General features: G+C 51.0%; 1 protein-coding gene. It reads right to left on the bottom strand.

Features of this window, described 5'->3' with window-relative positions:
• Window positions 1-431 (bottom strand): IS5 family transposase (locus ACO0LD_RS31775; RefSeq protein WP_423013536.1); only part of this gene is annotated, 431 nt, incomplete at both ends.

The raw sequence follows: 431 nt of genomic DNA, 5'->3' as shown, positions 1-431 counted from the left end.
ACATTGGCACCCGTTGCGACAACGCTGTGTATCAATTTGGTCTTGCTGTCCACGCCAATGTGTCCCTTCATACCGAAGTGCCATTGATTACCTTTTTTGGTCTGACGCATTTCCGGATCGCGTTCTCCATCTTTGTTCTTGGTCGAAGACGGGGCGGCAATGATAGTGGCATCAACGATGGTGCCACCCGACACCTTCATCCCGCGTTCTTGCAAATGACGGCCCACCTCCTCAAAGATACGTTTGCCAAGTGCGTGCCGTTCCAGTAGATGCCGAAATTTGCACACCGTTGTTTCATCAGGAACAGGCTCGCTGCCCAAGTCTATGCCGACAAAACTGCGCATGGAGATTGATTCGTACAAGGCTTCTTCCACAGCCGGGTCAGACAGATTGAACCATTGCTGCAGGAAATAAATTCGAAGCATACGCTC

The sequence above is a fragment of the Undibacterium sp. Ji83W genome, assembly GCF_049340385.1.
In the GTDB taxonomy this organism is placed as follows: Bacteria; Pseudomonadota; Gammaproteobacteria; order Burkholderiales; family Burkholderiaceae_D; genus Undibacterium.
This window is presented reverse-complemented; position numbering and strand designations above follow the sequence as displayed.